General features: G+C 64.9%; 20 protein-coding genes. 10 read left to right on the top strand and 10 right to left on the bottom strand.

The features are described from left to right. Positions 1–246 precede the first annotated feature (246 nt). The 3 genes from T31B1_RS12755 to rluD all read right to left on the bottom strand — a co-directional run bounded on the left by T31B1_RS12755 (position 247) and on the right by rluD (position 3510). A complete protein-coding gene (locus T31B1_RS12755) occupies positions 247–1650 on the bottom strand; it encodes a PKD domain-containing protein (RefSeq protein ID WP_353249891.1) in 1404 nt (467 codons plus the stop codon). Positions 1651–1789: 139 nt separating this feature from the next. After that, positions 1790–2539 (bottom strand): peptidoglycan editing factor PgeF, encoded by a 750-nt coding sequence (pgeF, locus tag T31B1_RS12750; RefSeq protein WP_353249890.1) that lies wholly within the window; start codon positions 2537–2539, stop codon positions 1790–1792. Next, entirely contained in the window at positions 2536–3510 is a 975-nt protein-coding gene (rluD, locus tag T31B1_RS12745) for a 23S rRNA pseudouridine(1911/1915/1917) synthase RluD (protein WP_353249889.1), read from the bottom strand. Before rluD ends, pgeF begins: the two co-directional genes overlap by 4 nt. Positions 3511–3708: 198 nt before the next feature. On the opposite strand from rluD, the gene T31B1_RS12740 reads away from it, so the two are divergent. Beyond that, positions 3709–4587, top strand: a complete 879-nt coding sequence (locus tag T31B1_RS12740) for an outer membrane protein assembly factor BamD (protein WP_353249888.1) — start codon at positions 3709–3711, stop codon at positions 4585–4587. Between the two features lie 113 nt (positions 4588–4700). Here the strand turns inward: T31B1_RS12740 and T31B1_RS12735 are convergent, their stop codons facing one another. The 4 genes from T31B1_RS12735 to sucC form a co-directional block, all read right to left on the bottom strand. Continuing rightward, positions 4701–6320 carry an NAD+ synthase gene (locus tag T31B1_RS12735; RefSeq protein ID WP_353249887.1) on the bottom strand — a complete coding sequence of 540 codons (1620 nt, stop codon included), beginning with the start codon at positions 6318–6320 and terminating at the stop codon, positions 4701–4703. 160 nt (positions 6321–6480) lie between these two features. After that, positions 6481–6909, bottom strand: a complete 429-nt coding sequence (locus T31B1_RS12730) for a GFA family protein (protein WP_353249886.1) — start codon at positions 6907–6909, stop codon at positions 6481–6483. A 1711-nt stretch (positions 6910–8620) separates the two neighbouring features. Continuing rightward, entirely contained in the window at positions 8621–9490 is an 870-nt protein-coding gene (sucD, locus tag T31B1_RS12725) for a succinate--CoA ligase subunit alpha (RefSeq protein ID WP_353249885.1), read from the bottom strand. 54 nt (positions 9491–9544) lie between these two features. Next, positions 9545–10708 carry an ADP-forming succinate--CoA ligase subunit beta gene (gene sucC / locus T31B1_RS12720; protein ID WP_353249884.1) on the bottom strand — a complete coding sequence of 388 codons (1164 nt, stop codon included), beginning with the start codon at positions 10706–10708 and terminating at the stop codon, positions 9545–9547. Between the two features lie 158 nt (positions 10709–10866). Between sucC and T31B1_RS12715 the strand changes: the two genes are divergently transcribed. From T31B1_RS12715 to T31B1_RS12680, 8 genes are all read left to right on the top strand, one after another. Further along, positions 10867–11127, top strand: a complete 261-nt coding sequence (locus T31B1_RS12715) for a hypothetical protein (RefSeq protein WP_353249883.1) — start codon at positions 10867–10869, stop codon at positions 11125–11127. After that, the gene (locus tag T31B1_RS12710; protein ID WP_353249882.1) at positions 11124–12761 is read left to right on the top strand and encodes a two-component system sensor histidine kinase NtrB; all 1638 of its coding nucleotides are present in this window, start codon (positions 11124–11126) and stop codon (positions 12759–12761) included. Before T31B1_RS12715 ends, T31B1_RS12710 begins: the two co-directional genes overlap by 4 nt. Further along, positions 12758–14182 (top strand): sigma-54-dependent transcriptional regulator, encoded by a 1425-nt coding sequence (locus tag T31B1_RS12705; RefSeq protein WP_353249881.1) that lies wholly within the window; start codon positions 12758–12760, stop codon positions 14180–14182. Before T31B1_RS12710 ends, T31B1_RS12705 begins: the two co-directional genes overlap by 4 nt. Positions 14183–14264: 82 nt before the next feature. Beyond that, positions 14265–15491 carry a type II secretion system F family protein gene (locus T31B1_RS12700; protein WP_353249880.1) on the top strand — a complete coding sequence of 409 codons (1227 nt, stop codon included), beginning with the start codon at positions 14265–14267 and terminating at the stop codon, positions 15489–15491. Beyond that, positions 15491–16372 (top strand): prepilin peptidase, encoded by an 882-nt coding sequence (locus T31B1_RS12695; protein WP_353249879.1) that lies wholly within the window; start codon positions 15491–15493, stop codon positions 16370–16372. Before T31B1_RS12700 ends, T31B1_RS12695 begins: the two co-directional genes overlap by 1 nt. 97 nt (positions 16373–16469) lie before the next feature. Beyond that, positions 16470–17111, top strand: coding sequence for a dephospho-CoA kinase (gene coaE / locus T31B1_RS12690; protein ID WP_353249878.1), 642 nt, complete (start codon positions 16470–16472; stop codon positions 17109–17111). Between the two features lie 119 nt (positions 17112–17230). Then, positions 17231–18001 carry a cell division protein ZapD gene (gene zapD, locus T31B1_RS12685; protein WP_353249877.1) on the top strand — a complete coding sequence of 257 codons (771 nt, stop codon included), beginning with the start codon at positions 17231–17233 and terminating at the stop codon, positions 17999–18001. A 142-nt stretch (positions 18002–18143) separates the two neighbouring features. Further along, positions 18144–18359 (top strand): DNA gyrase inhibitor YacG, encoded by a 216-nt coding sequence (locus T31B1_RS12680; protein ID WP_353249876.1) that lies wholly within the window; start codon positions 18144–18146, stop codon positions 18357–18359. A gap of 22 nt (positions 18360–18381) precedes the next feature. Here T31B1_RS12680 and T31B1_RS12675 read toward each other — a convergent pair whose 3' ends face one another. The 3 genes from T31B1_RS12675 to secA form a co-directional block, all read right to left on the bottom strand. Beyond that, positions 18382–19365, bottom strand: a complete 984-nt coding sequence (locus tag T31B1_RS12675) for a Nudix family hydrolase (protein WP_353249875.1) — start codon at positions 19363–19365, stop codon at positions 18382–18384. Further along, positions 19365–20579: a bifunctional glutamate N-acetyltransferase/amino-acid acetyltransferase ArgJ gene (gene argJ / locus T31B1_RS12670; protein WP_353249874.1), complete on the bottom strand. Its 1215-nt coding sequence runs from the start codon at positions 20577–20579 to the stop codon at positions 19365–19367. Before argJ ends, T31B1_RS12675 begins: the two co-directional genes overlap by 1 nt. 99 nt (positions 20580–20678) lie before the next feature. After that, positions 20679–23474 (bottom strand): preprotein translocase subunit SecA, encoded by a 2796-nt coding sequence (gene secA / locus T31B1_RS12665; RefSeq protein ID WP_353249873.1) that lies wholly within the window; start codon positions 23472–23474, stop codon positions 20679–20681. 192 nt (positions 23475–23666) lie between these two features. On the opposite strand from secA, the gene T31B1_RS12660 reads away from it, so the two are divergent. After that, positions 23667–24080, top strand: a complete 414-nt coding sequence (locus T31B1_RS12660; RefSeq protein WP_353249872.1) for a DciA family protein — start codon at positions 23667–23669, stop codon at positions 24078–24080. Positions 24081–24088: the final 8 nt, after the last annotated feature.

The raw sequence follows: 24088 nt of genomic DNA, 5'->3' as shown, positions 1-24088 counted from the left end.
CGATCGGGCATGGATGAGACGAGCGCGGCGTTCATCGGCCCGATGACGCGCCGGGCCACGCAGCCCGAACGGCGCTGAGAGCCGTGGATCGGCCGCGTCGGTTACCCGCATTATGAGTAACCGGCGATATCGTTGGCCGGCGCGGCTATCGCCGAGCGACCGCTCCAACCCCCGACCGGACATCCACCCGAGCGGCACAGCCGGGCCCAGATCGGTGGGATCACAGGCCCGGCATGAACGCTGGCCTCAGTCGATATCAGTCAAATCGACACGAAAGCGCAGGCTGAAGGTCTCTCCGGTTTCCCGTATCTTGAAGCCGAAGTCGAACCGATACTCGCCGGGCACCGGGATGTTTTCCGCCATGGTCGCGAAATCCAGCGAGTCGCCGGCAGCGATCGTGTCGCCCTGTGCCAGCCCGTTGAAGGACAACTGCGGGGACGCGGTCGTATTGCTCGCACGTACGATCGTCGACGTCAGATCGACGACGGTGAAATCTTGGCCAATAGCCGTCAGCCGAAAGCGACCGGCGCGCAGCGATTCGAGCTCGTTGGAACCGGCCGGTATGTTCTGGACAGTCAGCTGCGAGGCGAAGATGTTCGGCTCGACCACCTCGTAGTCTGGCGAACCATCGGTCGGATCCCCTGCGTCGACGGAGAACACCAGCACCGGGCCGGCACTGACAGTGACACGGTCGGTGGCACTCGCCTGCCCGTCGGAAACGCGGAGCTCGAGCACGTAATCGCCGACCGTATCCGTGGTCAACGACGGCCGCACGCTGTTGGGACTGGCCAGGCTGGCCGAGCTTCCCTGGGGTCTGGAAACGATGCGCCATGCATAGCTGAGCCGGTCCCCGTCGGCATCACTGCTGGCACTGCCATCGAGTTGCACCTGGTCATTGACCGCAACGCTCTGGTCATCGCCGGCGACGGCCATGGGCGCACTGTTGGCCCTAGCTGCGGTGATCGTCACGCGATCCGCCAAGCTGGTGAGACGGCCGTCGCTGACCACCAACGACAGCACGTACTCACCGCTTTCATCGGCGACGAACGAAGGGGTCGCCGTCGCGGCGTTGTTCAGGCGCGCGTTGCTGCCGGCAGCCCGCGAAACGAATGTCCATCGGTAGGTCAGCGTGTCGCCATCGGCGTCATTGCTGTTGCGGCCATCCAGCGTGACCGTGACACCGGTCTTGACCGACTGATCTGCCCCGGCCCGGGCCAGGGGGCGCGTGTTGGCCGATGTCGCGGTGATTACCACGCGGTCGGTGGACCGGTTGCCGTCGCCGTCGGTAACAACGAGCTCGGCCACATAGCGGCCATCGGCATCGGCCGAGAAGCGCGGCGTTGCTGTGTTGGCTTCGTCCAGCTGTGCCTGACTATTCGACGGTTTGGAGGTCAACCGCCATGCGAACTCGATGGTGACACCCTCGGCTACGCGAGTGTTCGAACCATCCAGCGTGACCGAGCTGCCGGTGACCACATCACGGTCGTTGCCGGCGTCAGCGTTCAGAGTCGCGCTCGGTACGCCCGGATCCGGGTCACCGCCACCGTCGTTGCGATCGTCGTCGCTACCGCCACCGCCACCACCGCCACACGCGCTCAAACACAGCGACAGCAGCAGCACCGCTGCCCATAAAACTCGATGATTACGCATGACGTATAACGGCCCCAACTTTGAAAACCCGGTGTATCGGGCTAGTAAACGACAAACCCACAGGCGATGACAATCTATTGTGCACGACCCATTGGTGCGACAGCGCCCGCGGTCGTCGCCATCGCCGTGCCCGCTCCAATCAGCGCGAACGCCAGACGAGGCTGGCCATGCGGCCGGTGGTCGACGAACGGCGATAGGAATAGAAGCGTGCCTGATCGTCGATCGTGCACAACCCGCCGCCGTAGACCGAATCGCCAGCCAATCCGGCGCGGGCGAGACGGTTACGCGCCAACGCATAGATATCGGCCCGATACTTGCCGACTTGAGCGGCCGGCACGAACGCCGATGCATCGTCCACGCAGGTGCGGCAAAACGCCTGCCGAACGTCCTCGCCCACTTCGAAGTTGTGCGCTCCAATGGCGGGGCCCAGCCAGGCCATGATCTGGTCCGGCGGCGACGGCAGCCGGGCCACCGTGGCCTCGAGCACTCCGGCGGCCAGCCCGCGCCAGCCGGCGTGGGCGGCCCCGAAACAGCGCCCGTCGCGATCGCACAACAACACCGGCAGGCAATCGGCGGTCAACACGACACACACCGCCTCGCCGTGCGAAGCCACGCTGGCATCGGCTTCGGGCACGGCCTGCTGCCCGGCTTCAACGACGCCCGCACCATGGACCTGTTGCAACCAGCTCGGCTCGCCCGGCAAACCGAGCGCCTGGCGGAGACGCTGTCGATTGACCGCGACCGCTGCGGGGTCGTCGCCGGCCCGGTCACCCAGATTGAACGTATCGAACGGCGGCGCGCTGACCCCACCGCGACGCAGCGTCGTACCGGCACCTATACCGGCCGGTGCCGGCCAATCGGCCGCCAGAAAGCCGATGGTGTCGCTCATCGGGTGTGCGCGCTCGCGTCGGCGGCCAGCGCATCCAGCAAGCCCTGAAAGTCGGCGGGCCGCGCGGCCTGCCAACGCATCGCTTCGCCCGTCACCGGATGGATCAGGCCGAGCGTGCGGGCGTGCAGGGCCTGACGTCGGAAGCCGCGCAGGGCCTGTACGAATTCCTCGCTGGCATCGCGCGGCAACGCCAGACGCCGTCCATAGGTTGCATCGCCCAGCAGCGGGTAACGGATATGGGCCATATGCACACGGATCTGATGAGTACGGCCGGTTTCCAGGGAACAGCGTACGTGGGTGTGGGCGCGGTAACGCTGGATCACCCGATAATGCGTGACGGCCTCGCGGCCGAATTCACGTACGGCCATGCGCTTCCGGTCGACCGGATGCCGGTCGATCGGCGCATCCACATGTCCGCCCGCGGTCATAACGCCCACGGCCACCGCCTCGTATTCGCGCTTGACGGTGCGCTCGGCCAGATCGGCCACGAGCTGCCGGTGTGCTGCAAAGGTTCGTGCAACCACCAGAATGCCGGAGGTGTCCTTATCCAGACGATGCACGATGCCTGCCCGCGGCAGCGCGGCCAGGGCCGGATCGAATGCCACGAGCGCGTTCTGAAGTGTGCCGTCCGGATTGCCCGCGCCCGGATGCATGACCAGGCCCGCCGGCTTGTCGAGCACGATCAGCGCCTCGTCTTCGTGAATGACGTTCAGCCGCATCGGTTCCGGCTGCACCGTGTCGTCATCAGCAGTCTGCGGGACACGCAATCTGACCTGTTCGCCACCGACCACCGGCGTCTTCGCCGGCGGCGTGGCATCATCCACCGTGAGGTCGCCGTCGGCCAGCCAGCGCTGCAAACGCGAACGGGAATAGTCCGGCAGCATGGCCGCGAGCGCACGGTCTAGTCGTTGGCCGATGAACTCGGGCGGAATGGGCGCATCGAAATCACACGGCGGACGTTCGGCCGTCATCTATCGAGCCTCGCCCGGCATACGCCGGGCCATGGTCTGGAATGGTGAGTCGACAACAAACACGAGATTCTCCGTAAAGCGCCGGCGGCGAGTGCTGCACGACGCTGCAACGTATGACTGGGCTGGAGTTTCCTAGGTATACTCCGCCCCTGTTTCTGTTACTTCAATGACGCGCGCCGACGCGCGCCCGGGGCTGGCATGCGGAAAATCGTTCTCGCACTGTGTATCTTCACGGTACTCGGCATCGCCGGCTGTGGCGGCGACAAGGGCATCAACGAGACCGGCTACAGCAACGAGCCGCTCATCGATCGCGAAGGCAACAAGCTCGACTCCGCCGACGCCGAACGCATGTATCGCGCCGGACGCGATTTCATGGTCGACGAGCAGCCCGCCAAGGCGCTGAGATTATACGCCGAAGTACAGGCCCGCTTCCCGTTCTCGCCCTATGCGGCCCAGTCCGAGATGGAGTCCGTGGCCGCCCACTACCAGGCCGGCGAATACGATGCAGCCGTATCCAGCGCGGACCGTTTCATCAAACAGCGGCCGCGCAACCCGCATATCGACTACATCTACTATCTGCGCGGCCTGTCCAACTACCACCGCAACCAGACCGGCATCCTTGGCGGCGATGCCGACAAGCGTGATACCGGGTATCTGGAACAGGCCTTCACCGACTTCGGCCTGTTGGTAAAGAACTTCCCGAACAGCGTCTACCGCAAGGACGCGCAGCTGCATATGGTGGAGATCCGCAACCGCCTGGCCCAGTTCGATATCTACGTCGCCGAGTACTATCTGCGCCGGCATGCCTATGTTGCGGCCAGCCGTCGTGCCGAGCTGGTCGTGGCTCGCTATCAGGGCTCGGATTCGGTCCCGCGGGCGCTCGAGATCATGGAAGAGTCCTATGCGCGGCTGGGGCTGCCGGATCTGGCCAAGGACACACGGGCGATTCTGCAGGCCTCGTATCCGAACTACATTCTCAACCGCGACGAGTTCTATCGCCAGCGCGCGGGCGAGACGCCGCGCTACGAGCTGCCGAATCTGAGCGAAGACTCGACGGCGAGCCAAAGCGCCGGCTGACGCTCGTTTCGCGGCGGTCGATCATCGCGACCGGCGATGGCCGCAGTAGACGTCGACTCGGTCTGAGGCCATCGCCGCCCGGCACGGGACGCTACGTCGTCGCCTGCCGCGCGCTACAAATCACCGTAGACGGCGGTAATCGGATAGCGACGGTCGCGCCCGAACGCGCGTAGCGTGACCTTGGGTCCGGGCGCGGCCTGACGACGCTTGTACTCGTTGCGACGGATCAATCCGGCGACCTGACGGACGTCGGCTTCGCCGAACCCGCGTTCGCAGATACCCTCGATCGACTCCCCGTCCTCGACGTACGCCTCGATGATCGGGTCCAGCACATCGTATTCCGGCAAGGTGTCGGTATCGGCCTGGTCGTCCCTGAGCTCGGCGGACGGCGGCCGGGTGATCACCCGCTCGGGAATCACCGCGCCGCGTGTATTGCGGAAACGGGCCAGCCGATACACCCACGTCTTGTAGACATCCTTGAGCGGCGCGAAGCCGCCGCACATGTCGCCGTAGAGCGTTGCATAGCCCACCGCCATCTCGGATTTGTTACCGGTGGCCAGCACGACGTGCCCGAACTTGTTCGACAACGACATGAGCAGCGCGCCACGAATACGAGACTGCAGGTTTTCCTCGGCCGTATCGGCTTCCCGATCACCGAACAGCGGTGCGAGCGTATCCAGCAAGGCGGTAAAGCCGGCCTCGATCGGCAGTTCGTCGTAACGAACGCCCATTCGCTGAGCCTGTTCGGCCGCATCGGCGTTGCTGATCGCCGCGGTGTAACGCGATGGCATCGAAACCGCCCAGACCCGTTCGCCGCCCAGTGCGTCGGCGGCGATGGCCATGACCAGCGCCGAATCGATACCGCCCGAGGCGCCGATCAGCGCGCCCGGAAAGCCGTTGCGGTCGACATAGTCGCGGGTCGCTCGGACCAGGGCATCGTAAATGAGCGCCTCAGCCCCGGGCATCGGCGCAATGGACTCGCTGTCGCCCGGCCCAGCCGGCCAGTCGATACAGTACACACCGGCCTCGAACGCCGGTGCACGCAGCATGAGCCGGCCGGCTTCGTCGACCGCACAGGAGCGCCCGTCGAAGACCAGTTCGTCCTGCCCGCCGACGCAATTGACATAGCAGATGGGAATACCGTTCGCGCGTGCACGACGTACCAGCAGATCCTCGCGCTCGGCCTGCTTGTGCGCATGAAACGGCGAGGCATTGAGATTGATCAGACATTCGGCCCCGGCTTCGACGGCCTGCGCTGCCGGGCCGGTCTCCCAGATGTCTTCGCAGATGGTCACTCCGATCCGGCGTCCACCCTGTTCGAACACGCAGGGCGCTTCACCCGGTCGGTAATGGCGACGCTCGTCGAACACGCCATAGTTGGGCAAACACTGCTTGCGGTAATGGCCGATACGCTCACCGTCACGCAATACGACTGCGGCGTTGTATATCGTCTGCCCGTCGTACTCCGGATAACCGATGATCGCGGTGATGCCGCTGAGTTCATGCGCCAGCCGTTCCAGCGCGGATTCGATCGCCGCGGGCAAGCCGCGTCGAAGCAGCAGATCGTCCGGCGGGTATCCCAGCAACGCCATTTCGGGAAAGGCCACGATCGTCGCCCCGTCGCGATCGCGCGCGGTGGCGGCGGCTTCCAGCATCTGGCGGGCATTGCCTTCGATATCGCCGACCCAGACATTGATCTGGGCCAGCGCGATGCGCAGTGACGAATCGCCCATGGCGTAACTGTCTCCTCGACTCGGGCTCGCGGTGCACACGAGCGGCTGTGCGGTATGCCGGATCGGCATCTGGTCCGTTCGTGGCGCACAGGATACGCCAGTGCGAGCGTCGACGGGCCCGACGACCGCATGCCGCCGAGCCCGGACCGCCTAGGTCGCCCTAGTCTTCCAGGCCGATCGCTTCGCCGCCCTGGGATTTGTCCAGCCCGTCATCGATCTCCAGCACCCGATCGCGATAGAACAGATGCAGCGTCGGCGCGAGCTCGGCGGGCAACCGTCCGCCGTTGGCCTTGCGGAACAGCCCGTGCGGGATCACCGGGATACCGGGCTTGTGACGACCGTACATGGTCAGACCGCACTCGGGGCAGCTGTAGCGAGTCATCTGCTTGCCGTCGACCTTGTGTACCACCAGATCGTTTTCGGCGGGCAATTCGACATCCTCATCCGCCCATCCCGTAGCCGACAGCACATCCACGCTGTACAGATCGCGACAGCTGCCGCAATGACAGTACAGCGACAGCTTCGGAGTCCCTCGCGCGGTCATCTTCACGTGACCGCAATCACAGCTGAGTTCGTAAGTATCACTCATATCGATTGTGCTCAATCAAACCGTGGGATCATTCGATCACGCGGCGTTGGCGTAACGCTATAACGTCGAAAGCCTGGATCAGCGGGTCGGAACTCAGGCGAAACGTTCATTCAAGGGTCGAACGATTCACGCCATGGGGCTTTCGGCCCCACGAGCTTACTGTTCCTTTTGTTTCGCACCGCTGTGCGACTCACTTAGATTTGCTTGTCCAAATGAAAGCAAACAGAGAATGAGACACCCGACACAGCGTCGGCTACGCCATGCCGTACTAGGCGAGGAGCAGGGCCTTCCCAGCGGGGCTGGCATGCGACCGCCGGCGGTCGGCACGCGCCCCGAGGCGACGACTCGTACGGTTCGCCCCGCCGAGCATCGCATCCCACCGCTTACCTGCGGGAACGCCCCGCTCCGCCGCTCGGGACGATACGCCGATGCGCAGCGGCGACAGGATGCGACCCTAGTCCTTGATATCGCTCGCCTCGCACTAGCGATGCTCAAACAGCTCGCCGCACCGGCGCCGTGCGCCGGACAGCGGTCGCCCTCCTCTGCGTCGCTGCACACATGGACGCCGAATACAGGCGCCGAAATGCCGGGCATCCAGTCGTCATCGGATACCGCATTGTCTCTACGGTCCGCGTCTTCGTTCCTGTCGGCTTACGCCTTCGGCTAAGCCGACCTACGAACGATAACGGCATTGAGCGAGCAGCAGCGGGCGTGCCTGTATTGGACCCCTTGGGCGTAGCGCCGAGCAGCGGAGGCCGGCCGGGGATGAAGCAGCCGGGTGTCTGAGTCGCGCGTAGCGCGGCGAGTTCCGGCTGCGCCCCGGGCGGGCGAGCAGCGCAGGGCATCGATGCGCAGCATCGACGCAAGACAGGGTGTCGTTTGCTTAGGTGACTTACATGGACAAGCGAATGAAAGTCACTCGCACAGCCGTGCGAAACCCCAAGCGAGAATTCGCCTGCGTGGTCGATTCAAGCCGCTGGATTAAGCCATCCGTCTTCCGGCACTCACGAGTTCGACGGCACGCTTGTTTCGCGCTGCCGCGCAAGCTACTTCTCTTTGCTTGTCCAAAGAGAAGTAACCAAGAGAAAAGACACCCGGATTGCGCGCCGGCTGACGCCGGTGCACTGCGATGCTCGCCCCCAAGGGTCGCGGCCAGAACTCACGTCGCTTGGGCGACGCTCGGACAGGCTGGCCGCACCGGCGCAGTGCGCCGGACACCCTTGGGCGCTGTGCGTCTCGTCGCTCCACACGGGGCCAATACAGGCGCTCCGCCAGGATCCGACCTGGGTCACTGTTCGGGCTCCGGCTTGTCTCGAGTGGCGTTCGTGTCGGATTACGCTGCGCTAATCCGACCTACAAGGCTGTATTCACCTCCCTGGGCGCAGCACGGCGAGTTCCGGCTGCGCCCCGGCCGCGTGAGCAGCGCAGGGCATCGGCGCGTAGCGCCGACGCAAGACAGGGTGTCGTTTGCTTTGGTGACTTACCTGGACAAGCAAATGAAGGTGACTCGTACAGCCGTGCGAAACACCAAGCCAGAATCAATCCAAACAGTTGATTCGACACTAGTCACCGAAACCGAACCAAGCTTCGCTCTGAATAAAAGCGAAACGAGACAAGGGTCTCGAACCTTCACCCACAAAAAAGCCGGGGTCCGCCAAAACGGACGCCGGCTTCGATCATCCAGCGGATGACGATGCAATCAATGCATCGATCAGCCCAGGATTTCTTCCATCTTGCTGCCGATCTCGGCGGTCGAACGCACGGTAGCCACACCAGCGGCTTCCAGCGCTTCGAATTTGTCGTCGGCAGTGCCCTTGCCGCCCGAGATGATGGCACCGGCATGGCCCATGCGCTTGCCGGGGGGCGCGGTCACACCCGCGATATAGGCCACGACCGGCTTCTTCATGTGGTTCTTGATGAACTCGGCGGCTTCTTCCTCGGCGGTGCCGCCGATTTCACCGACCATCACCACGCCTTCGGTCTGGTCGTCGTTCTCGAACATTTCGAGCACGTCGATGAAGTCCAGGCCGTGGATCGGATCACCGCCGATGCCCACGCAGGTCGACTGGCCAAGACCGATGTTGGTGGTCTGGAAGACCGCCTCGTAGGTGAGCGTGCCCGAGCGCGAGACGATGCCGATCTTGCCCTTCTTGTGAATATGCGCCGGCATGATGCCGATCTTGCACTCGCCCGGGGTGATCACGCCGGGGCAGTTCGGACCGATCAGCACGCTGTCGGACTCATCCAGTACGGCGCGGACCTTGAGCATGTCCATGACCGGGATATGCTCGGTGATGCAGATGATGGTCTTGATGCCGGCCGCCTCGGCCTCGAGTATCGCATCGGCAGCGAACGGTGCCGGCACGTAGATCATCGTGGCGTTGGCGCCAGTCTCGGCAACGGCATCGGCACAGGTGTTGAACACCGGCAGGTCGAGATGGGTCTCGCCGCCGCGGCCCGGGGTCACACCGCCGACGATGTTGGTGCCGTAGGCAATGCACTGCTCGGAATGGAAGGTGCCCTGCGAGCCTGTGAAGCCCTGGACGATGAGTTTGGTGTCTTTGTTGACGAGAATGCTCATGAATAATCCTGATCTGGAAGCTGTTCGATAGAAGAGGCGTCGCGTGCGGGCGGATCAGCCCTTGGCTTCGGCGACGACCTTCTTGGCCGCATCGGTCAGATCCTGTGCGGCGATGAGATCGAAGTCGGACTCGTCCAGCAGCTTGCGGCCTTCCTCGGCATTGGTGCCCTCCAGGCGCACGACCACCGGCACCTCGATACCGACGTCCTTGGCGGCGGTGATGATCCCTTCGGCGATCAGATCGCACCGCACGATGCCGCCGAAGATGTTGACCAGAATGGCCTTGACGCCTTCACCGGCGGTAATCAGCTTGAACGCCTCGGTCACGCGCTCGGTGGTGGCGCCGCCGCCCACGTCCAGGAAGTTGGCCGGCTCGCCACCGTGCAGCTTGACCAGATCCATCGTGCCCATGGCCAGGCCCGCGCCGTTGACCATGCAGCCGATGTTGCCGTCGAGCTGGATGTAATTCAGATCGAACTCGGCCGCCTGGGCTTCGCGCTCGTTTTCCTGGGTGAGATCACGCATGTCGGCGAACTCTTTCTGCCGGAACAGCGCGTTGTCATCGAAGTTAAGCTTGCCGTCGAGCGCGACGAGACCACCCTGCTTGGTCGTCACCAGCGGGTTGATCTCGACCAGTGAGGCGTCGCAGGTCACGAACATCTCGTAGAGACCCTTCATGACTTTCACGAATTCGCCGACCTGCTTCTTGTCCAGACCCAGGAAGAAGCCGAGCTGGCGACCCTGGTAGGCCTGAAAACCGGCGGCCGGATGGATCGCGACCTGGGTGATCTTTTCGGGCGTGGACTCGGCGACTTCCTCGATATCCATGCCGCCTTCGGGTGAGGCGATGAAGGTCACGCGTCGGGTGGCGCGGTCGACCAGCACGGACAGATACAGCTCGGATTCGATATCGGCCGGCTTCTCGACATAGACCGCGTTGATGGGCAGGCCAACGTCGCCGGTCTGCTTGGTCTTGAGTTCACCGCCGATCATGTCGCCGGCCGCTTGCTTGACCTCATCCACGCTGTCGCAGATCTTCACGCCACCGGCCTTGCCACGACCACCGGCATGAACCTGCGCCTTGACCACCCAGCGCTCGCCGCCCAGTGCCTTGGCGACGTCCACCGCCTCGTCGGCGCTCCGGGCGACCTTGCCCTCACCGGCAGGCACGCCGAAGCGCGCAAAGATTTCCTTGGCCTGATATTCGTGAACGTTCATCGCAATGCCTATTTGGGAACCAAACCTGATGATTGCCGCGCATTGTGGCCCCTTGGGCACGGCACGACAACTTGTCTGGCAGTGCCAGACATCGTGCTCGACCCACGGCTGACGTATGATCCGGGATCATGGCTTGTCTGGCCACGCGCCCCAACCCCATGGCTAAACTCCTCGGATTGCTCGTTCTGCTCGGCCTCGGCTGGCTGGTGGTCAAACGGTTACTCGGCCCCGCCCCGGTAAGACGGGATCCGCCCCAGCCGCGCTTCGAAAAGACGGTGCGCTGCGCCCGTTGCGGCGTACATCTGCCGCCGGCGCTGACCCGCAGCTCCGAGGTCGGGCCGGTATGCGCCGATGACGAATGCCAGGCACGTACCGACACGCGCCGCAATACCGCAGCGGGGCCAGAGCGGCGTCCATGACCGCTCCGGCGAGTACGCCGCTCATCCGCCATGTCGATGACTGGCGGGCAATCCTGTCGTTCAACGCCTATCGAAGCCTGATCGGTTTCGGACTCGTCGCCCTGCTGCTGTTCGGCTCGACCAGCCGGCTGCTCGATCTGACCCTGCCGGATCTGTTTCGTGGTGCGTCGCTCATCTATCTGGTTCAGTGCGTGATGGCGGTGGGGGCCGCGCTCATGCGACGCCCGTCGCTGCGGGCGCAGGTGGTGGCGGCCTGTGCGGTGGATATCGCGTTTTTCACCTGTCTTACCCTGTCCAGCACCGGTGTGGCCGGCGGGCTTGGCATGTTGCTGCTTGCCCCGGTTGCTGCGGGCGGCATGCTGCTGCCAGCCCGGCTGGCGGCCCTGATCGCTGCCTGTGCCGCCATCGGCATGCTGGGTCAGGAGGTCTGGCGAAGCCTGAGCGAGACGAGCGCACCGGACGAGTTCGTCCAGGCCGGCATATTGGGCATGTTGTTTTTCATCACCGCCGGCCTGGCGCACTGGCTGGCACGCCGCGCGCGGCTCAGCGAGGCCCTGGCCGCCGAACGCGCCACCGAGGTCCGGGATCTGGCCGCACTCAATCGCCGTATCATCCAGCAAATGGGCATGGGCGCGATCGTGGTCGAACCCGACGGTCGAATCGAGTTGATCAACGATGCGGCGCAGGGCCTGCTGGAGCTGGAGCCGACCGTCCCGCCCGGCCAGCCGCTCGCCGACATCGCGCCGGCACTGGCCACGGCGCTGGCCCGCTGGCGCGAAGGGCGGCATTCGGTAGTCGAACCCGTGCGTGTCGGCCACCGGTCGTTGTTGCCGAGTTTTTCCGCGCTGGGTGAGGGCGACGATGCGCCGAGCCTGATCTTCGTGGAAGACGCCATGCGTCAACGCGAGCAGGCGCAGCAACTCAAGCTCGTGTCCATCGGCCGGCTGACGGCCAACATAGCTCACGAAATTCGAAATCCGCTGGGCGCAATCAGCCATGCCGGCCAGCTACTGGCCGAATCGCCCCGAGTCGATGCCGAAGACGTACGCATGCTCGACATCATCCACCGGCACACGCGTCGCATCGATGCCATCGTCAACAGCGTGCTCGGCCTGTCGCGTCGCTCCCAGCGCGCGCGGCGCAATCTGCCGCTGGCCGCCTGGCTTGACGAGACGATCGAGATCTACCGGGAGACCAGCGATCAGGCGCCCGATTTCGAGCGCATCGATATCGACCCTTCGCTGCGTGTGACGTTCGACCCGGACCATCTGCGCCAGACACTGTTCAACCTCTGGGACAATGCGCGGCGGTATGCGCGGCGTGACGACGAGCCGCTGACGCTGTGGCTGATCGGCCACCGCAATCGCGCGCTGCACGCCTGTCTGGATGTGATCGACAACGGCCCCGGCATCGATGCCGCCATCCTCGACGAGATCATGGAACCGTTCTTCACGACCGCGCGCGACGGTACCGGACTGGGTCTGCATATCGCCGCAGAACTGTGCGAGGCCAACGGCGCGCAATTGCTGCCAGTTGCACAAACCGGCGGCGCCTGCTTTCGTATCATATTTGCACAGGCATCTTCGGATGCCATGGATTCGCCGTCAGCATCGCAGATCAAGCAGGTTTCATGAGCGCCAACGACACCACCGCCAAGGCCCTGATCGTCGACGACGAGGCCGACATTCGGGAACTCGTGGAGATCACGCTTTCGCGCATGGCGATCGAGACACTCGCCGTCGCCACCCTGTCCGAGGCCCGCAAGGCGCTGGCCGGCGGGCATTTCGATCTATGCCTGACCGACATGCGGCTACCCGACGGCGAAGGCGTCGAACTGGTCGAGCACATCAGCGAACGCCACCCGCATTGCCCGGTGGCGGTGATCACCGCCTACGGCAGTGCAGCCAGTGCCGTGGCCAGCCTCAAGGCCGGGGCATTCGATTTCGTCTCCAAGCCTATCGATGTCGCGGGTCTGCGCGCGCTGGTCGGCCAGGCGCTCAAGCTCGCCGGCCTGGACCACGACGCCCCGCCGCATCCGTCACTCGACGCCTCGCCGCGGCTGATCGGTAATACGCCGTCGATGAAGCGCCTGCGCGAGACCATCGCCAAGCTCGCCCGCAGCCAGGCGCCGGTCTATATCACCGGCGAATCCGGCACGGGCAAGGAGCTCGTCGCGCGCATGATCCACGCCGAGGGCCCGCGCATGGGCAGCGCGTTCGTGCCGGTCAACTGCGGCGCCATCCCCTCCGAACTGATGGAGTCGGAGTTCTTCGGCTACCAGCGCGGCGCGTTCACGGGAGCGATGCGCGACACGCCCGGTCTGTTCGCACGTGCCGACGGCGGCACGCTGTTTCTCGACGAGGTCGCCGACCTGCCGCTGACGATGCAGGTCAAACTGCTACGGGCCATTCAGGAGCGCGCGATCCGGCCGGTGGGCGCCAACGCCGAAACCGCCGTGGATGTGCGCGTGATCTGTGCCACCCATCGCAATCTGGCGACCGAAGTCACCCAGGGCCGGTTTCGCGAAGACCTGTACTACCGCCTCAACGTGATCGAGGTCCATGTGCCGCCGCTGCGCGAGCGCCGTGCCGATATCGCGGCTTTGGCCTCGCGCATTCTCGAGGCGCTGGCGCGCAAAATGCGCCTGCGGCGGGTACCGCATCTATCGACGGGCGCACTGGAGGCCCTCGAGGATTACTCCTTTCCGGGCAACATTCGTGAGCTCGAAAACATTCTCGAACGCGCGGTCACGCTCAGTGAGGATGCGGTGATCGATCGTCAGTATCTGCGCCTGAGTTCGCCGCTGAGCGAACCCTCGGCTCAGCAGGAGTCCGGGATGGGCGTCGCTCGGAGCACCAATGAATTTTCCTCGAGCGCTGCCGATAATGGCATGGACACCAGTGCCGACCTGGAAAGCCAGCTCGAAGCGCTGGAACGCGAGCGTATCCGTGCGGCTCTGGAAGCCTGTCAGTACAACAAGACCAAGGCGGCCAAACGGCTCGGCATCACATTCCGCGCCTTGCGCTACCGGCTGGCAAAACTCGGCATGAACTGACCGGCGCCTGCTTGCCCACAACGGTGCGACGAGGCAGGTTAGTGCTCCTGCAACAGGGATTTACGGCCAAAGGGGGCCACCGATGGCCAAGACAGTAGCCGAACAGCAGACGTTTTTCTGGATCGGCACGGACCGCAGCGGCAGTCGAGTCAAGGGCCAGACCGACGGCCCCAACGAGGCAATGGTCAAGGTTGCCTTGCGCAAGCAGGGCATCAACCCTATCCGGGTGCGCAAGCAGACGACGATCTTCGGTCTCGGCGGCAAGCGCAAGAAAAAGATCAAGGCCGGCGATATCGCTCTGTTCGCGCGCCAGCTGGCAACCATGCTCACCGCCGGCGTACCCCTGGTCCAGTCGCTGGATATCATCACCAAGGGTGCCGACAACCCGTCGCTGGCCGAACTGGTCGCGACCATCCGAGACGATATCGAGGACGGCATCACCCTGGCCGAGGCGCTCGCCCGGCACCCGAAGCATTTCGACGACCTGTTCGTTAATCTGGTCGATGCCGGTGAAAAATCCGGTGCGCTCGAAGCCCTGCTGGACAAGATCGCGACCTACAAGGAGAAAACCGAGGAGATCAAGGCCAAGGTACGCAAGGCATTGTTCTACCCGAGCGCGGTGATCATCGTCGCGATCATCGTCATGGGCATCCTTCTGTATTTCGTGGTGCCGCAGTTTCAGTCGCTGTTCCAGGGCTTCGGCGCCGATCTGCCGGCTTTCACGCTGCTGGTCATCGGCCTGTCGGAGTTCGTGCAGAGCTGGTGGTGGGCGATTCTGGGCAGCATCGGCCTGGCGTTCTACGCATTCTTCCAGGCGCGTCTGCGATCGCGTGCCTTCCGCCGTGCCAACGACCGCATCGCGCTGAGACTGCCGGTGATCGGCGATATCCTGTACAAAGCCGCGGTCGCGCGTTTCGCTCGCACACTGTCGACCATGTTCGCGGCCGGCGTTCCACTGGTCGAGGCGATGGATTCTGTCGCCCGTGCCTCCGGCAACATCGTGTTCGAGGAAGCGATCCTGCAGATGCGAGATCAGGTGTCCTCGGGCGTGCAGCTTCAACTGGCCATGAACAACACCGGCCAGTTCCCGAGCATGGCCCAGCAGATGGTGGCGATCGGCGAGGAATCCGGCTCGCTGGACGGCATGTGCTCGCGCGTCGCCGATTTCTACGAAGCCGAGGTCGACAACCAGGTCGATTCGCTGTCGAGCCTGCTCGAGCCGATGATCATGGCGATCATCGGCGTGCTGGTCGGCGGCCTGGTCATCGCGATGTACCTGCCGATCTTCAAACTCGGATCGGTCGTCTAGTGACCGAACTGTTCATCCAGCAGCCGTGGCTGGCCTACGGCGCCGTCGGTCTGTTCGGCCTGATCGTGGGCAGCTTCCTGAACGTCGTGATTCTGCGCCTCCCGGTCATGATGGAAGCCCAGTGGCGCGCCAGCGCCGCGGAGATTCTGGGCCAGCCGGCCACCCAGGCCGATACGGTCCGGGTGAATCTGTCGCAGCCGCGCTCGCGCTGCGTCCACTGTCATACGCCGATTCGTATCCGCGATAACATCCCGCTGTTCAGCTACCTGCTGCTCGGCGGTCGATGCGCCCACTGTCGCGGACGGATCTCCCCGCAATACCCGGCCGTGGAAATGGCCAGCTGCATGATGGCTGTGCTGGTGGCCTGGCGCTTCGGCGCCAGCCCGTTCATGCCGGCCGCGCTCGTGTTGTCCTGGATGCTGCTGGCCCTGGCGATGATCGATTGGCGTACCCAGTTTCTACCGGACGCGCTGACCCTGCCACTGATCTGGCTGGGCCTGCTGCTCAGCCTCGGCCATGGCATGGGTCTGGCACGTATTGACCCGGCGACGGCCATCGTCGGCGCGACGGCCGGCTATCTGGTGCTATGGGGCGTCTTCCAGCTTTTCCTGCTGCTCACCGGCAAGGAAGGGATGGGTTACGGCGATTTCAAGCTGCTCGCCGCACTCGGCGCATGGCTAGGCTGGCAGGCATTGCCGATGATACTGCTCATGGCCTCACTCGGCGGCGCGCTGTTCGGCGGCGTGCTAATGGCGCTGGGCCTACTCGAGCGTGGCAAACCCATGCCGTTCGGCCCGTGGCTGGCGCTGGCCGGCTGGCTGACGCTGATCGCAGGCGATACAATCCTGTCCGCTTACTTGTCGATTTCGGGACTGCGCTAGTGCCCCTGCCTCTCTGCGCCGACGTGCTCGGCGATCGCCATTCCTGCCTCGGCCATCCTCTCGGCCGCCGATTCGATCGCCTGCGGAGCACCTGCCCATGACCAGCAAACTCACCGTCGGCCTGACCGGCGGCATCGCCAGCGGCAAATCGGCCGTGGCCAGTGCCTTCCAACGCATGGGCGTGAAGATCATCGATGCGGACGTGGTGGCACGACAGATCGTCGAACCCGGCCAGCCGGCGCTGGCCGAGATCATGGCGCGTTTCGGCGAGGATATCGTCGACAGCGATGGACAGCTCAGGCGACGCGCCCTGCGCGAGATCGTGTTCGCCGACGACGCGGCGCGCGCCGATCTGGAGACCATCACCCATCCGCGTATTCGCCAGGGTCTGGCTGCCGAGCGGGACAGCGCCCAGTCCGACTACTGTCTGCTCGTGGTGCCGTTGCTGGTCAAGTCCAGCATGATCGATCTGGTCGATCGCGTACTGGTGATCGACGCCCCGGAGGCGACCCAGCTCGAACGGCTGATGTCGCGGGACGATATCGACGAACCGCTGGCGCGGCGCATGATCGCTGCCCAGGATTCGCGCGCCGATCGCCTGGCCATGGCCGACGACGTACTGATCAACACCGGACCGCGCAAGGATATCGCCGATCTGGCCGCTGCCCTGCATGCCGGTTATCTGCGCCTGGCCCAGGGCGAGGTCGACGACTTGCCGCCTCTGCTGTTGCCCGGTTGAGCCGGGCCACGCTCACGCACCGGGAACGCCCCGGACGAGTCGCCGCAACGAATTGATTTTGCGCCCCGTCTCAGGCGGCATAGACTGTGCGCTGGAATTTCTTTGCCAAGAGGCTGTGAGTGGCCGACGAAGGCGCGATCTGTTTCGAGCAGCCGCTGAACGAGAGGATTCGGACGTTTCTGCGTCTCGAGCACCTGATCGCGCGCCTTCGATACCACCAGGCCGACCCGAGCCACTGGGGCCGGCGCGCGACCATGGACGCGCTGCTGGACATCCTCAACGTGATGTCGCGCTACGACACGCGCGGCGAAGTGAGTAAGGAACTCGGGCTGCGCTACGCGTGGCTGGAACGCCTGGCCGACCGCGACGACGTGGATTCGGCTGCGCTCGCGAGCATGCTCGAGACCCTGGACACCCTCGGTCGGGACATGCAGCGCATGCCGCCGCAATTCGCCTCGTATCAATTGCGCGACAACGAACTGCTCAACAGCCTGAACAACCGCATGCCCATCCCGGGAGGCAGCTGCAGTTTCGACCTGCCGGCCTATCAGCACTGGCTTGCTCAGAAAGCACCGCGTATCGAACAGCATATCGAGGACTGGTGCCGGCGTATCGCTCCCTTCGAACAGGCCATCGCGACGATCCTGCGGCTACTGCGCGAGACCAGCCCCGCTCGTGAAACCGTTGCCGAGACAGGCGTACTGGTTCACAACACCGAAAGCGGCACCCAGATGATCCGAGTCCTGCTAGAGGACGCGACGGTCTATCCGGAGATCAGCGCCGGCCGCCACCGGGCGACCATCCGGTTCATGCAGCACGCCGACGATCAGCTGCATGTGCGCCAGACCCAATCGCCGGTGCATTTCCGTATGGCCTGCTGCCGGTTCTAGGCCCGCGCAGACGGGGCGCACGGGCCGGATCGTCGCCATCGCCGACGGTTGACCCGTAGGTCGGCTGGGCTAAACTGCCGGCGATCCGACCCGCAGCGGCATTCGCCGGGCCCCGGCCTTGCCGCGCCAACGCGCCGATATCATGACTCAAGCCAAGACCATCGACTGTCCTTACTGCGGCGAACCGGCCCGGATCGGCGCCGATAATCCGTACCGGCCATTCTGTTCGCGCCGGTGCAAGCTGATCGATCTGGGCGACTGGCTGGACGAGAGCAACCGCATCGCCGACCCGAGCGGCTCGGCAGGCACCGCGCCGTGGGACGGTAGCCGCCCCGACGAATCGGGCCAGCCCCACTAGCCTTGAGACGTGTCCTGTCCGATCAGCGCCAGAACGCGCGGATCGCCGCCACGCCCTGTGCGCCCTGTTCGATTGCCGTATCCAGATCGGCCTCGTCGAGCCCACCGAGCGCGTACACCGGCAATGCGTGGTCGCCGCGTGCCACGCGCCAGGCCTCCCAGCCCATGCCCGGGGCGCCCGGATGTGTTGGCGTGGCAGCCACCGGCGAAAGCACTGCGAAATCCGCCTCCAGACGTACCGCCGCGGCCAGATCGAAGCTCGTATGAGCCGAGACTGCAACCAGGTGCTCACGCCCCAGCGGCCGGGCGCCGGCCTCGAGCAGACGGCCAACCGGCCAGTGCAGGCCGTCGGCGCCCACCGCACGGCACATCTCTGCATCGCGATCGAGCAGTACCACCGCGCCGTAGGCACGGGCTGCGACGATCACGTCCGTGGCAAGCGCGGCGTAGGCCGTATCGTCCAATCCCTGATCGCGCAGGCGTAGAAGACGGATCCCCCCGGCAAGACAGCGTTCCAGCGCGGCGAACCATTGACCAGGGTCGGCGGCGGCCCGAGAAGGCGTGATCGCGTAGCGAGCAGGCAGGAACAACGCCTTGATGATCGCATCGGTGGCCGGCAGCAGTTCATAGTCGGCAAGTGCTTTGCGCTCGACCCAGCGCAGCGTCTGGCCTTCGCGGCCGGTCGGCTCGCCCGACCAGTGGTCGATACGCCAGACGTGCAGGCGCACCGGACGCTCCCCATGGGCGTGCGAAAAGCGGATCACCGGCCGCGCCTGCAGATTTTCCACGCCGATCTCTTCGGCCAGCTCGCGCGCCAGGCAGTCGTGCATCGCCTCCGGCGGCTCGTGCTTGCCGCCGGGAAATTCCCAGCAGCCTGCGCCGGGCGTACCCTCGCGGCGCTGTGCGATGAGCAGACGCCCGTCACGTCCGATAAGCACGCCGACCGCGATATCCAGCGGCTGCTGGCCTGCGGTGCGATCATCGACCATACCGTCGGCAGCCGTCATCAGCTGCGGTACTCCGCGTTGATACGCACGTACTCGTACGACAGGTCCGATGTCCATATCGTGGCACGGCCCTCGCCGCGGCCCAGGTCGATCGCCACCGTGTACTCCGGCCGGGCCATCACGGCCGCGGCATCCGCCTCGGCATAGTCTGCACGGGGTTCGCCGTCGGCGACGATAGCGACGTCGTCCAGGGCGATCGCCACGCGATCGATCGATAAATCCGCAACCGGGGCCCGCCCGACGGCCGCCAGGATACGGCCCCAGTTCGGGTCGCCGGCAAAGCAGGCGGTCTTGACCAGCGGCGAGTGCGCCACGGTGAACGCCACCTCACGGGCTTCGGCGTCATCACGCGCACCGGTCACAGCGAGCGTGATGAACCGCGTCGCGCCCTCGCCGTCCCGTACGATCGCTTGGGCCAGCTCGCGGGCCAGATCGGTCAGCGCGGATACGAACCGCGGCCAGACGGGATCCGACGGCCCCAGCGCCACGCCGGCGCCGGTCGCACACAGCATGCAGGCATCGTTGGTCGAGGTGTCACCGTCCACGGAAATCGCATTGAACGAGCCCGCCATCGCCTGGCGCAGGGCGGCATCCAGATCGGTGGAGTCAATCGCCGCATCCGTGGCGATGAACGACAGCATCGTCGCCATGTCGGGCCGGATCATGCCCGACCCCTTGGCGATGCCGCTGAGCACGATTTGCTCGCCGCCATCGACCTCGACGATCCGCGAGCCGCCTTTGGGCACCGTATCGGTGGTCATGATGGCCGTTGCGGCATCCAGCCAGGCGTGTTCGGACAGGCCCGTGGCCATACGATCCACCGCACCGACGATGCGCTCCATGGGCAACGCCTGGCCAATCACGCCGGTGGAAAATGGCAGTACCTGCTGCGGCTCGATGCCAAGCCCGTCGGCGACCCTTGCACAGCAGGCCTGTGCGTCAGCCAGCCCGGCACGGCCAGTCCCGGCATTGGCATTGCCGCTGTTGATCAGCAACGCACGGATCGTCCCGGCCCCCAGATGCTGCTGGGCCACGCGAACGGGCGCGGCCGCAAAAGCGTTCTGTGTGAACACTCCGGCCACCCGCGCGCTAGGCGGCAATACCATCAGCGCCATATCGAGCCGGCCGGGTTTCTTGATCGCCGCTTCGGCCACGGCCCAGCATAGGCCGGAGACCGGCAATATCCGTTCGGGCGCGTGCAGATTCACCGCCATGGCGTCATCCTTGGTCCGAGAGAGTCCGGGCGACACGCGGACGGGCTTCGGACAAGGCCCGCCCGTTGTTCGCTGCCGCTGCGATGGTCCGATTGCTGTTCAATCGCGACCGTGGCAGTGCTTGAATTTCTTGCCCGAGCCACAGGGACAGGGCTCGTTGCGACCGATCTTGCGCTCGCCGCGGACGAACGTCTCCGGGCGCTGCGCGTCGTCCTCGGTCACCGGCGCCGGGTCGCCCGACCCCGGCAGGCTGGCCTGCGCGGCCTGTTCGGGCGCCACCGGGTGGCCGTCCTCGGCCGGCTGCGCCGCTGCGGCTGCAACCGCCTGATCGGCCGCCGAGGCCGCCTCGGCGTGCTGATAGTCGAGGTGCTCCATCTGCCGCCGGCGTTCTTCCCGCGCTTCGTCGGTGATGTCGGCCCGCACACGTCCGCGTGCAAGTACGGTCACGGTTTCGTGCTTGAGGCGAGCCAGCATGTCCTGGAACATGTTGAACGCCTCACGCTTGTACTCGTTCTTCGGATCCTTTTGGGCATACCCGCGCAGATGGATGCCCTTGCGCAGATAATCCATCGAGGCGAGGTGTTCGCGCCAGAGCGAGTCGAGCACCTGCAACAACACGGCTTTCTCGATCTGGGCCAGCACGTCGGCACCAGCCTCCTCGCGCTTGGCCTCGTAGGCCGCCTTGAGCTGCACGCTGATCCGCTCGCGCAGCCCTTCCTCGTCCAGATTCTTTTCTTCGTCGAGCCATTGCTGGATCGGCAGCTCCTGGCCGAAGTCGCGCTGGATCGCCTCGGTCAGGCCGGGCACATCCCACTGCTCTTCGAGACTCTGCGGTGGGATATGCTCGCTGATCGCATCGTTGACGACATCGTCCCAGATGTTTTCCACCACATCGCCGACGTCTTCCGAATCCATGAGTTCGTTGCGCTGCTCGTAGACGACCTGACGCTGGTCATTGGCCACGTTGTCGTATTCAAGCAGCTGCTTGCGGATATCGAAATGGTGCGATTCGACCTTGCGCTGGGCGTTCTCGATCGCACGCGATACCCACTTGTGCTCGATCGCTTCGCCTTTTTCCAGCCCCAGGTTCTGCAACATCGACCGTAGCCGCGGCGGTGTGAAGATGCGCATCAGGCTGTCTTCGAGCGACAGATAGAAGCGGGACGCACCCGGATCGCCCTGGCGGCCGGACCGGCCGCGCAGCTGGTTGTCGACACGGCGCGACTCGTGGCGTTCGGAGCCGATGACATACAGCCCGCCGGCCTCGAGCACGGCTTCGTGGGTCTTCTGCCACTCGTCGCGAATACGTTGGCGTCCGACCTCGTCACCTTCTTCCAGCGCCTCGATGGCTTCCTCGACGTTGCCACCGAGCACGATATCGGTACCGCGGCCGGCCATGTTGGTGGCGATGGTCACCGCCCCGGGGCGGCCCGCCTGAGCGATGATGTCGGCCTCGCGCTCGTGCTGCTTGGCGTTGAGCACCTCGTGGCGCAATCCACGCTGGCGCAGCAGCCGTGACAGCAGCTCCGAGGCTTCGATCGAAGCCGTACCGATGAGTACCGGCTGGCCGCGATCGCTGGCTGTCTTGGCCTCGTCGGCGATCGCCTCGAATTTCTCCGTACCCGTCATGTAGATCTGGTCGGGCAGGTCACGACGCAACAGCGGGCGGTTGGTCGGGATCACGACCACTTCCAGGCCGTAGATCGACTGGAACTCGAAGGCCTCGGTGTCGGCGGTGCCGGTCATGCCGGAGAGCTTGTCGTAGAGCCGGAAGAAATTCTGGAAGGTGATGGAGGCCAGCGTCTGGTTCTCCTTCTGGATCTTGACGCCTTCCTTGGCCTCGATGGCCTGATGAAGCCCGTCCGACCAGCGCCGGCCCGGCATGGTACGGCCGGTGAATTCGTCGACGATCACGATCTGGTTGTCGGCGACGATGTACTCGATATCCTTTTGGTAGAGCACGTGTGCACGCAGCGCGGCGTTCATGTGGTGCATCAGCACCACGTTGTTGGCGTCGTACAGGCTCTCGTCGGCATCGAGCAGGCCGGCGTCGCGCATCAGGCCTTCGACTTTCTGATGCCCGTCTTCGGTCAGAAAGACCTGCTTGTTCTTCTCTTCGGCGTAATAGTCGCCCGGACCTTCCTCCTCTTCCTGGCGTTCAAGATGGCCAACGAGCTTGTCCACGCGCAGCGAGGTTTCGGGGTCGTCGTCCGTGGGTCCGGAGATGATCAGCGGCGTGCGCGCTTCGTCGATGAGAATCGAGTCGACCTCGTCGATGATGGCGTAATTCAGCGGCCGCTGGACCCGGTCGCCCGGGGAGAAGGCCATGTTGTCGCGCAGATAATCGAAGCCGTATTCGTTGTTCGTGCCGTAGGTGATATCGCAGGCGTACGCTGCGCGCTTGGCCTGCGGATCCTGGCCGGAGAAGATCACGCCGACGGTCAGACCGAGAAAACGATAGAGCCGGCCCATCCATTCGGCGTCGCGCGCGGCCAGATAGTCGTTGACCGTAACGATATGAACACCCTTGCCCGACAGCGCGTTCAGATAGGTCGCGAGCGTCGCCACCAGGGTCTTGCCCTCGCCGGTCTTCATTTCGGCGATCTTGCCCTGATGCAGGACCATGCCGCCGACCAGCTGCACATCGAAATGGCGCATCCCGAGCACGCGCTTGCCGGCTTCGCGTACGGTCGCGAACGCATCCGCCATCACGTCGTCCAGGCTCGCCCCGCCGTCGAGGCGCTCACGCAGTTCGGCAGTCTTGGCGGCCAGCGCGTCGTCGCTGAGCGCCTCGTAATCGGCCTCGAGGGCATTCACGGAACCGACGATGCGGTGCAGGCGCTTGACGACACGCTGATTGCGGCTGCCGATCAGTTTGGTCAGGAAATTGCTCATGAACCCTCGTCGTCTCGCCCGATCGCGCCGACCGGCGGGAAAACCCGGCCGGTCGGCCCAAAACGGGCATGATACCGCAGGCCCGGCGCGGCTTTCAGTAACCGGCGGCCGAAGGACCTGATACGCTCGTCGCGCCTGTCCAGGACACGTGTAGCCGATACTATGGGGACGACGCCGCGTTCAATCCAGTCCTTGCTGCATACAGCCACTCCGGACGTCGCGGACCTGATCGGCCGCGCCCGGTTTCTCGATCGCATGCGCGCCGCGATTGCCGAGATCCTGCCCGAGGCCGCGGATCGCCAGTTCCAGGTTGCCGCCTACGATCATTACCGTCTGACGCTGCATGTCGAACACGCCGGCTGGGCGACGCGATTGCGCTACATGCAGCCAGCGATCGTGCGCGCGCTGGCCCAGCGCATGCAGCTGCATATCGAATCAGTCGAGGTACGCGTGCGCCCGCGTCGCGATCGACCGCGGGCCGCGCCGGTGCCGCGCGTGATCAGCCATGCCAGCCGTTCGCATATCCAGCGCGTGGCCGGCCATGTGGGCGATCCCGGCTTGGCCGAGGCTCTGGCCCGTCTGGCCCGTGCCGGACGTACGCCGTAGTGAACGCG

The sequence above is a fragment of the Salinisphaera sp. T31B1 genome, assembly GCF_040361275.1.
In the GTDB taxonomy this organism is placed as follows: domain Bacteria; phylum Pseudomonadota; class Gammaproteobacteria; order Nevskiales; family Salinisphaeraceae; genus Salinisphaera.
Note: the sequence above shows the minus strand (reverse complement) of the source record. Positions and strands in the feature narration are given on the sequence as shown.

Excerpts from the sequence above, each read along its gene's own strand:
- rluD (WP_353249889.1), bottom strand. The coding sequence starts at position 3,510 with ATGACGGCCGAACGTCCGCCGTGTGATTTCGATGCGCCCATTCCGCCC.
- coaE (WP_353249878.1), top strand. The coding sequence starts at position 16,470 with ATGACCAGCAAACTCACCGTCGGCCTGACCGGCGGCATCGCCAGCGGC.
- T31B1_RS12680 (WP_353249876.1), top strand. The coding sequence starts at position 18,144 with ATGACTCAAGCCAAGACCATCGACTGTCCTTACTGCGGCGAACCGGCC.
- pgeF (WP_353249890.1), bottom strand. The coding sequence starts at position 2,539 with ATGAGCGACACCATCGGCTTTCTGGCGGCCGATTGGCCGGCACCGGCC.
- sucD (WP_353249885.1), bottom strand. The coding sequence starts at position 9,490 with ATGAGCATTCTCGTCAACAAAGACACCAAACTCATCGTCCAGGGCTTC.
- T31B1_RS12755 (WP_353249891.1), bottom strand. The coding sequence starts at position 1,650 with ATGCGTAATCATCGAGTTTTATGGGCAGCGGTGCTGCTGCTGTCGCTG.
- T31B1_RS12675 (WP_353249875.1), bottom strand. The coding sequence starts at position 19,365 with ATGACGGCTGCCGACGGTATGGTCGATGATCGCACCGCAGGCCAGCAG.
- T31B1_RS12710 (WP_353249882.1), top strand. The coding sequence starts at position 11,124 with ATGACCGCTCCGGCGAGTACGCCGCTCATCCGCCATGTCGATGACTGG.
- T31B1_RS12700 (WP_353249880.1), top strand. The coding sequence starts at position 14,265 with ATGGCCAAGACAGTAGCCGAACAGCAGACGTTTTTCTGGATCGGCACG.
- sucC (WP_353249884.1), bottom strand. The coding sequence starts at position 10,708 with ATGAACGTTCACGAATATCAGGCCAAGGAAATCTTTGCGCGCTTCGGC.
- T31B1_RS12735 (WP_353249887.1), bottom strand. The coding sequence starts at position 6,320 with ATGGGCGATTCGTCACTGCGCATCGCGCTGGCCCAGATCAATGTCTGG.
- T31B1_RS12740 (WP_353249888.1), top strand. The coding sequence starts at position 3,709 with ATGCGGAAAATCGTTCTCGCACTGTGTATCTTCACGGTACTCGGCATC.
- T31B1_RS12705 (WP_353249881.1), top strand. The coding sequence starts at position 12,758 with ATGAGCGCCAACGACACCACCGCCAAGGCCCTGATCGTCGACGACGAG.
- argJ (WP_353249874.1), bottom strand. The coding sequence starts at position 20,579 with ATGGCGGTGAATCTGCACGCGCCCGAACGGATATTGCCGGTCTCCGGC.
- T31B1_RS12730 (WP_353249886.1), bottom strand. The coding sequence starts at position 6,909 with ATGAGTGATACTTACGAACTCAGCTGTGATTGCGGTCACGTGAAGATG.
- secA (WP_353249873.1), bottom strand. The coding sequence starts at position 23,474 with ATGAGCAATTTCCTGACCAAACTGATCGGCAGCCGCAATCAGCGTGTC.
- T31B1_RS12715 (WP_353249883.1), top strand. The coding sequence starts at position 10,867 with ATGGCTAAACTCCTCGGATTGCTCGTTCTGCTCGGCCTCGGCTGGCTG.